This is a genomic window from Mameliella sp. AT18 (genome assembly GCF_028807275.1).
Taxonomy (GTDB): domain Bacteria; phylum Pseudomonadota; class Alphaproteobacteria; order Rhodobacterales; family Rhodobacteraceae; genus Antarctobacter; species Antarctobacter albus.
The window spans coordinates 21,444-27,625 of sequence record NZ_JARAMO010000011.1 but is presented as its reverse complement, the minus strand read 5'-3'; the positions used below and the strand labels follow the sequence as shown (position 1 = coordinate 27,625).

Genomic DNA, 6,182 nt, shown 5'->3' with positions numbered 1-6,182 from the left:
GTACGTTTTGTACAAAACGTACAGACTGATCGGTTCACTTTTGTCCCTCGGTAGGGGGATTTTCATCCCACCCGGCAGGAGTACAAAGAGTCCCCGAAATCAGCTCTCGGACAGGGCCACCTTCATGTCCTTGACCTCGTAGATGACCTCTCCATCGGCCTCCACGATCCCGTCCGCGACGCCCATCGTCAGCCGCCGGGTCTGCACCGCCTTGGTGAAATCCACCTTGTAGGTCAACATCTTGCGGTCCGGGCGCACCATGCCCTTGAGCTTGACTTCACCCACGCCCAGCGCATAGCCCCGCCCCGGCCAGCCGCGCCAGCCCAGGTTGAAACCGGTCAGCTGCCACAGCCCGTCCAGCCCCAGGCAGCCCGGCATGATCGGGTTGCCCGGAAAATGGCACTCGAAGAACCACAGGTTGGGGTCGATGTCGAACTCGGCCACAACATGTCCCTTCCCGTGCAGGCCTGCGTCCCCGGAAATATCCGTGATCCGGTCCATCATCAGCATCGGCGGTTCCGGCAGCTGGGCATTGCCCGGCCCGAACAATTCGCCCCGGGCACATTTCAGAAGGTCTTCCTTGCCGAAGCTGGTGGGATAATCGGCCATTCAGGCGGGCCCTCTCTTTGTTGCACAGTCAAAACCTTGCCCCGTCTAGCACCGCGTTTGCAAGCCATGCAAGGGCGCCACCGCCGCAGGCGCCGCGTCCGACGGCAGGAAACCCATTGAATTTCCCCACCATGCGGCTTTATATATGCTCTGCAATGCAACGCCCACAGCGAGAGATGATGTCCGAGGCGATCGAGCGCGGCAAGACATGGCTGGGACGCAGCGACCTGCGCCCCACACGACAGCGCGTCGCGCTGGCGGCTTTGCTTGTCGGCGACGGAAACAACCGTCACGTCACCGCCGAAAGCCTTTTCGCCGCCGCCAAGGACAGCGGCGAGCAGGTGTCTCTTGCCACCGTCTACAACACGCTCAAGGCCTTCTGCGATGCGGGCCTGATGCAGGAAGTCACGGTGGACGGGTCACGCAGCTACTTTGACACCAACACCCACGATCACCCGCATTTCTTCTGGGAAGATCGTGGCGCGCTGACCGATGCACCCGCGGACCAGCTGGAAATCACCCGCCTGCCAGAAGCGCCCGAGGGCTCGGAAATCGCCTCTGTCGAGGTGGTCATCCGCCTCCGCCGCAAGACCACGGACTGATTTTCCCTAGACGCTCGGCATTCCCTTGACCCGCATCAGGCGTTTCTGCGCCGCGATCCGGAAGGGGGCATTGGGCGCGCCATAGCCGGCGTAGCCATCGCGCCGCTCCAGGATCTCGATGAACATGCCCCCCGCGAAGGGGCGCGAGTACAGCTGGAAGAAGGCGCCGTTTTCGTCACGGTCGTAAAGGATGTTGAACCGGCGCAGCGCCTCCAGCATCCCCTCGTCGATGTCGAAACGGGACATGAGGTCGGCGTAGTAATTCTCTGTCATCGGCAAGGGGTCGAAGCCGCGCGCAGCCAGCGCCTCGGCCGTGGCGAAGATATCCGCGCTTTCCAGCGCCAGGTGCTGCACCGGGGCGCCGAAACTCTCTGCCAGAAAAGCCCCGGCAAAGGTGCGGTGCGTTTCCGCCCCGTTCAGCGTGATACGCAGCCCGCCCGCCTGCAATGCCTGGCTGCGCACCAAACCGTCCGGATCGGTCACGTCAACCATCGGCGCCTTGGCCATCTCGAAGAGCGATGTATAGAACAGCGACCAGCTGAGCATCTCGTCATAGGTCATGGTCTGGGCGATGTGGTCGACACGCCGCAGGCCCGCACCTTCGCCCGCCTCGGCCAGGGTTTCGAACTCCGCCGACCAAACATCGGCCTGCCCGCTGTCGAGGAAATGCAGCAGGCTGCCGCCCAGACCGCGGATCGCGGGAATGGCCAGCTGCCCGGGGCTGGCCGGTTGCGCGAAAGGCTCGCCCCCCAGCGCGCTTGCCCGCGCAACCGTATCCCTGCCTGACCCCACGCGCAGCCCGATATCGCAGACGCTGGTGCCGCGCGCATTGTAGACCGACCCGGCAAAATCGCCCGGTTCCTCGTTGATCAGCACGCGGATTTCGCCCTGCTGCCAGAGCGTCAGCGCCTTGGACAGGTGCCGCCCGACGCGCGTGAACCCCAGCGCCGCCAGCAGCGCGCCAAGGTCCTCGGCCTCTTTCCCGCGCGAGGCGAACTCGACAAAGCTGACCCCGTCGACCGTCACACGCGCCGGAAACTCCGGCAGGTCCACGCCGGTCGAAGGTTCGGCCCGGCGCACGTCATCCATCAGCGCCACCAGCGAACGATAGCCGTCCCGCGCCACGCTGCCTGGCAAGCCGCCCCGGAACTGGTCGTTGAAGATTTCCAGGCTGACCGGCCCCGCGTAGCCCGCCGCCATGACCGCCCGCATGAAGCCTGTCACGTCCAGGTCGCCCTCGCCCGGCATGTTGCGGAAATGGCGTGACCAGTACAGCAGGTCCATGTCGATCCGCGGCGCATCCGCCAGCTGGACAAAGAAGATCCGGTCACCGGGAATACGCCGGATCGTCTCCGGGTCGATGCCCCTCGCCAGCGTGTGAAAACTGTCCAGGATCAGGCCGATGTTGGGGTGATCGGCACGGCGCACGATCTCCCAGGCATCGCGGTGGTCGTTGACGTGCCGCCCCCAGGCCAAGGCCTCGTAGCCGACGCGAATGCCATGATCGGCCGCGATCTCTCCCAGCTCGGCAAAGTCCCCTGCCGCGCGGTCGATGCCGCCCAGGGCCTCGGAGTGGACCGACGAACAGAACAGCACCAGGTCTGCGCCCAAGTCTTGCATCAGGTCGAACTTGCGCCGCGCGCGGTCAAAGGCCTTGTCCCGCAGCGGGCCCTGCGGCAACCCCTCGAAATCGCGGAACGGCTGGAACAGGGTGATCTCCAGCCCGTGATCTCGGATCAGGGCGCCCACCTCGCGCGGGCTGCCCGCATCTGCAATGAAATCCTGTTCGAAGATCTCGACCCCGTCGAAACCGGCGGCGGCGATGGCCTCCAGCTTTTCGCGCAGGTTGCCAGAAACAGAGACGGTGGCAATCGAGGTCTTCATGCCGCGTCCTCGGCCTGCAGCGCCGCGCGCAGCGCAGGTTCGTCCAGCGGCAGACCGGCGAAATGCGCCCAGGCATGCACGCCCTGGTAAAAGAACAGCTCCCAGCCCGAAATGATGTCCAGCCCCTCGGCGCCAGCATCGGTCAGGAACTGGGTGTCCACGGGCGTATAGACCGCGTCGAAGGCCCAGACCGCCCCCGCCATCGCAGCGCGGGGCAGCGGCGTGCCTTCGTACCCCACCATGCCGACCGGGGTGCAGTTGACCAGCCCGCCCGCGCCTGCAGCCAGGGCCGTGGCGTCCGTGCCCGTCACCACCTTCATCTCGGGGGCGGCCTCGCGCAGGGCCTCTGCCAGCGCCTCGGCCTTGGCCAGATCACGGTCCACCAGTCGCAGTTCGGGCGCGCCAAGCCGCGCCAGCCCAAACGCCACGGCCCGGCCAACACCTCCGGTGCCGATCATCAGCACCGGCCCTGTGGGTGCCTTGCCCCGCACCCGTTCATAGGCCGCGATGAAGCCCGAGAAATCTGTATTGAATCCGCGTGGCCCGTCCGGCTCGAAGATCACCGTGTTGCAGGCGCCCATCGCCTGCACCAGCGGGTCATCCACCCGCAGCCGCGCCGTGACGCGCTCCTTGTAGGGGTAGGTCACGTTGATGCCGCGGTATCCACCCGCGGCACATCGGTCGAAGACCTGCTCGAAATCCTCGCCCAAATCCCTGGGAACCAGCCTGTCGTATTGCACCGCAATCCCGTTCTGGGCACCTGCCAGCCGGTGCAGCACCGGAGCCCGCGACCGGGCGATATTGTCACCGATCAACCCCAGAAGCAGCGTATCACTATCGGTCATGGCAGGCCCTTTCCCGTCTGCGCGTGGCGTGATCATGGCACGGCAGCCCCTCCGCTCCAAGCGGCACGCATACCTCTGCGCCTGCCGGAAGATCCGACTGGTACCCGCGGCCGGACTCGAACCGGCACGGCATAAAGCCTGGGGATTTTAAGTCCCCTGTGTCTACCATTCCACCACGCGGGCCAGTGGCGCGAACATAGCCGCCCTGCGGGCCGTGTAAACCGGAACCAGTCCCGGCAGAGGCATCGCTTGTCCGCTCTGGCCCTGACGATATGCTGGCACTGCCAAACCAGCAAAGGGCACTCCATGCGCCATCCGTTTCTCCTGTGTCGCTTTCTTGCAATCCTCGCACTTTGGCTGGCTGGCAGCGAGACCCTGGCTGCGGATTTCAGCAGGGGCGGCAACAACGTCATGGGGTGCGACGTTACGCTGAGCGGCCAGATCACCAGCGGGGATGCCGCCAGGATGGACAGCTACCTCGACGCGATCGACCTCCCCTCTGGCTATATCCGCACGTCGGTGCTCTGCCTGGACAGCCCTGGTGGCGGATATTCCGAGGGCATCAAGCTGGCCGAGATCATCAGCCGTCGCGGCCTGGCGACCGCCGTCGGACCCGGCCAACGCTGCGAAAGCGCCTGCGCGCTGGCCTTCATGGCCGGGCGCATCCTGGCAGGGGATGGTTACTCCGAGGCGAAACGCCGTTTACATCCCGCGGGTCAGCTGGGATTTCACGCCCCGGGCCTGACCGTCGACAACGGCACCTACACAGAGCAATCCGTGGCCCGGGCCTACGAGGTCGCGGTGCTCAGCGTGCGTGAATTGATCGAGTTCCGGAAACGCGCCAGCCTCAATTTCCCCGAAACCCTGCTGCTCGAGATGTTGGGCACTCCACCCAACCGGATGCGGCGGATCGAAACCGTGGGGGATGCCGCCCTCTGGAAGGTCGAGATCTTTCCCGTGGGCAATCCCCGGTCCGGCGCCGCCGAGATGGTCTGGAACGCCTGCTCGAACCTGCAAGGTTATGTCCAGGGGGCCCGGCCACGCAACGAACCTGTGCCCGCCGACACCATCGGCGACATCCGCAGACAAGGGACCGCCATCACGATCCGGTCGGGCATCGGCTTCCTGGGCGAAGGTCAGCCCCGATGCCAGATCACCCTGGGCGGCACGGGCTACGTCGACAAAGACGCCATCGGCTATATCGACTTTCCCGAAGCCGGCATCCCCGGGTCCTTTACCGCGCTCTACAAGACCATGCTCTTTGCGCCCGACACCCGCATCTCCGACCTCCCCGCACCGCAGCAACGCGACAGGGAAAACCTTCTGGCCCGGTTTACCACACCGCGCCAATCCCGGGGCGGCGCATCCTGCGGGCTGACCGGGCAGCGGGCGCGCGTGACCAACGTCCGGGAATACGTGAACATGCGTCAAATGCCGGACTTCGACGCGCCGGTCATGCGTCGGCTGCCACTGGGGGCAACCGTACAGGTTTTCGGCAATCCGATCATCACCAACCTGGGCGGAATGCGCGCCGCCTGTGCCGACGCCTGCCGACCGGCCGGAACCGGCAATCTGCAGATGATCCGGCGCTGCATCGACAGCAACAGTATCTGGATCAACATCATGGACAGCCGCGGCGTCCGCGGCTTTGTCAGCCGGCAGTTCCTGGACTAGCAGGCGGCGTCACAGGTCTTCCCCCGGCAGCGGCTTCAGCAGGGCGCGTTCCGCGAGCCAGGGATTGATCGCCAGCGCCGCACGCAGGGCGACCTGCGCCTCTTCCTCGCGGCCCAGGGCAAACAGCGTCACTGCCTTGCCCGACAGGGCGCCAATGTGCCGCGGGTTCAGTTCCAGTGCGCGATCCAGATCGGGCAGCGCCGCCGCGAAATCCTCACGCAGGAAATTGACAAAGGCGCGCTGGTTGTACCCCTCGGCGTAGAAGGGGCAGTAGCCCACCAGCGTGTCCAGCCGGTCCAGCGCGCGCAGGAAGTCATAGCGCGCGCGGGCGCGCATCGCCTCGTCCAGCATGGCCTGGCTGGCCTCGTCCGGGGCGTTGTCCCAGTATCCCCACATCCGGTTGGTGATCATCCGCGCGGTGGTTTCGTCGGGCGCGACCAGCAACGCCTCGTAAAGGGGATCCATCTCTTCGCTGTGATCCGGCGCGGTGGGGCAGCCATCCGCCAGGACAGGCGCGGCCAGACAGGTCAGGGCAAGGGCGAGTCTCATACACAAAGGGTGGCACGGG

General features: G+C 65.6%; 6 protein-coding genes and 1 tRNA gene. 2 read left to right on the top strand and 5 right to left on the bottom strand.

Translation table 11 applies throughout. From position 1 onward, the window contains the following. Nucleotides 1–99 precede the first annotated feature (99 nt). Nucleotides 100–609, bottom strand: a complete 510-nt coding sequence (gene fabA / locus PVW46_RS01295) for a bifunctional 3-hydroxydecanoyl-ACP dehydratase/trans-2-decenoyl-ACP isomerase (RefSeq protein ID WP_069210334.1) — start codon at nucleotides 607–609, stop codon at nucleotides 100–102. Between the two features lie 176 nt (nucleotides 610–785). On the opposite strand from fabA, the gene irrA reads away from it, so the two are divergent. Then, the gene (gene irrA / locus PVW46_RS01290; protein ID WP_043144954.1) at nucleotides 786–1,211 is read left to right on the top strand and encodes an iron response transcriptional regulator IrrA; all 426 of its coding nucleotides are present in this window, start codon (nucleotides 786–788) and stop codon (nucleotides 1,209–1,211) included. A gap of 6 nt (nucleotides 1,212–1,217) precedes the next feature. On the opposite strand, the gene PVW46_RS01285 is transcribed toward irrA, so the two are convergent. The 3 genes from PVW46_RS01285 to PVW46_RS01275 all read right to left on the bottom strand — a co-directional run bounded on the left by PVW46_RS01285 (nucleotide 1,218) and on the right by PVW46_RS01275 (nucleotide 4,123). Continuing rightward, nucleotides 1,218–3,095: a bifunctional sugar phosphate isomerase/epimerase/4-hydroxyphenylpyruvate dioxygenase family protein gene (locus tag PVW46_RS01285; protein WP_069210335.1), complete on the bottom strand. Its 1,878-nt coding sequence runs from the start codon at nucleotides 3,093–3,095 to the stop codon at nucleotides 1,218–1,220. Further along, nucleotides 3,092–3,940, bottom strand: a complete 849-nt coding sequence (locus PVW46_RS01280) for a shikimate dehydrogenase family protein (protein ID WP_274574037.1) — start codon at nucleotides 3,938–3,940, stop codon at nucleotides 3,092–3,094. The genes PVW46_RS01285 and PVW46_RS01280 overlap by 4 nt, the downstream gene beginning before the upstream one ends. 98 nt (nucleotides 3,941–4,038) lie before the next feature. Continuing rightward, a tRNA-Leu gene (locus PVW46_RS01275) sits at nucleotides 4,039–4,123 on the bottom strand. A gap of 123 nt (nucleotides 4,124–4,246) precedes the next feature. Here PVW46_RS01275 and PVW46_RS01270 point away from each other — a divergent pair. Further along, on the top strand, nucleotides 4,247–5,614 hold the full coding sequence (locus tag PVW46_RS01270) for a COG3904 family protein (RefSeq protein ID WP_069210337.1): 1,368 nt from the start codon (nucleotides 4,247–4,249) through the stop codon (nucleotides 5,612–5,614). 9 nt (nucleotides 5,615–5,623) lie between these two features. Here PVW46_RS01270 and PVW46_RS01265 read toward each other — a convergent pair whose 3' ends face one another. After that, a complete protein-coding gene (locus PVW46_RS01265; protein ID WP_274574033.1) occupies nucleotides 5,624–6,163 on the bottom strand; it encodes a tetratricopeptide repeat protein in 540 nt (179 codons plus the stop codon). Nucleotides 6,164–6,182 lie beyond the last annotated feature (19 nt).

Coding starts and splice junctions, on each gene's coding strand:
- fabA (WP_069210334.1), bottom strand. CDS start 609: ATGGCCGATTATCCCACCAGCTTCGGCAAGGAAGACCTTCTGAAATGT.
- PVW46_RS01285 (WP_069210335.1), bottom strand. CDS start 3,095: ATGAAGACCTCGATTGCCACCGTCTCTGTTTCTGGCAACCTGCGCGAA.
- PVW46_RS01270 (WP_069210337.1), top strand. CDS start 4,247: ATGCGCCATCCGTTTCTCCTGTGTCGCTTTCTTGCAATCCTCGCACTT.
- PVW46_RS01280 (WP_274574037.1), bottom strand. CDS start 3,940: ATGACCGATAGTGATACGCTGCTTCTGGGGTTGATCGGTGACAATATC.
- PVW46_RS01265 (WP_274574033.1), bottom strand. CDS start 6,163: ATGAGACTCGCCCTTGCCCTGACCTGTCTGGCCGCGCCTGTCCTGGCG.
- irrA (WP_043144954.1), top strand. CDS start 786: ATGATGTCCGAGGCGATCGAGCGCGGCAAGACATGGCTGGGACGCAGC.